Here is a 1,408-nt window from a genome sequence, read left to right as displayed (position 1 = left end):
GCTTAATGGAATGATGGTTTTGTATTTGGGATGAATTGGCAAATCCGAAAATAGGGCTTAATTTAGTCCCAAACCCGCTGTAGTGCCAAGACGTTATGCGCAACCAGACAAAAAAATGAGAAAAACCGTTATCATAATACTTCAAATAATATGCGTTTTTGGATGTTCCAAACAAAATGATTTAGAAGAAAACTTTATAAATAGTGAAAATGACTGTTGGGTTATTTATTCCCAAAATCAACCTAATTATTCTTTTTGGAGGTTTAATAAAAATAAAACTTCAGATAATTTGTTGAGAAACGAGAATGGAAATTTAGAAAATTTTAATACAGACGGTGATTTAATAATTGGCCCTAAAAAATGGAAAGTTAGTTCAGACAGTATACTTACTTGGGGAATGCATAAATATGATGTAATAGATGCGAATAAAAATGTTATTGTGTTAATGGCTGAAGAAAAAGAAACCCACGAACAGTTTCACTTATTTCTCATAAAAGAAAATAAACTGACTTTACGAAAAGGAGCATATTACTTCGAGCAGAAGAGATTAAAAAATCAAGAGAAATACATATCGAAATAACTGGCTACGCATAACACACGCTACAAGCAATTTGGGTATTAGGCTTAATTTGAAATTGATTTTGTATTTGGAAGTTTTGGCTAATCCGAATAATGGGCTTAATTTAGTCCCAAACTGCTTGTAGCGCGGGAACGTTGGCGGTAATGCCAGCGTAAATAACGAATCAAGTATTAAAATTTAAAAATGAAATATCAATATAGATACTTAAAAGCCACAATGATTTTCTGTCTAATTGGATTTTTTATACCTGGATTCACTGCAATTTTATTATTGGGCATCCAAATGCTTTTAACCGAAATTGGAATTGAATGTGCGAATTCGTGGAAATTAATTTGGACTGGAACTTGGATTGGAATGATTTTATTACCTATTTTATTTTTTAGATATCTAGATGGAAAATCAACGGAGACTTATCAAAAATTAAAGACAAACTTAATTTTATTTAATTTGTTTGAATATATCTTCATACAAGCTAGCCTTGCTTCACTTTTTACAAATGGAAATACTTTATGTTACGGTAGCGGTGGTCAAAATGGAATTGAGTTTGCTTTTACTGCTTGGCTTGCTTTACCAATTTTAATTATTTTTAGCTATTTTTTTGAATATCACACCGAAACAACAATCGCAGAATAAACGCACTACCGCCAACAGCTACTACAACGGATTTGGGCAATAGGCTTAATGGAAAAATGGTCTTGTATTTGGGATGATTTGGCAAATCCGAAAATAGGGTTTAATTTAGTCCCAAACCCGCTGTAGTACCAGAACGTTACAGGCAAGTTGAACCAAAATTGCGCAGAAAAGCCAAATTTTGCTGAATACTAAAAA

The 1,408-nt window shown here is 32.3% G+C and carries 2 protein-coding genes; both read left to right on the top strand.

Going from position 1 to position 1,408, the window contains the following annotated elements:
• The first annotated feature begins 115 nt into the window (after nt 1–115).
• On the top strand, nt 116–580 hold the full coding sequence (locus tag H600_RS0111690) for a hypothetical protein (RefSeq protein ID WP_035108615.1): 465 nt from the start codon (nt 116–118) through the stop codon (nt 578–580).
• Between the two features lie 183 nt (nt 581–763).
• The gene (locus tag H600_RS0111685; protein ID WP_157509914.1) at nt 764–1,213 is read left to right on the top strand and encodes a hypothetical protein; all 450 of its coding nucleotides are present in this window, start codon (nt 764–766) and stop codon (nt 1,211–1,213) included.
• The last annotated feature ends 195 nt before the right edge of the window (nt 1,214–1,408 follow it).

Origin of the sequence: Flavobacterium denitrificans DSM 15936, from assembly GCF_000425445.1 — a bacterium.
GTDB lineage: Bacteria > Bacteroidota > Bacteroidia > Flavobacteriales > Flavobacteriaceae > Flavobacterium > Flavobacterium denitrificans.
The sequence above is the reverse complement of the archived record's forward strand: the minus strand, read 5'-3'. Positions and strand labels throughout refer to the sequence as shown.

Excerpts from the sequence above, each read along its gene's own strand:
- H600_RS0111690 (WP_035108615.1), top strand. The coding sequence starts at position 116 with ATGAGAAAAACCGTTATCATAATACTTCAAATAATATGCGTTTTTGGA.
- H600_RS0111685 (WP_157509914.1), top strand. The coding sequence starts at position 764 with ATGAAATATCAATATAGATACTTAAAAGCCACAATGATTTTCTGTCTA.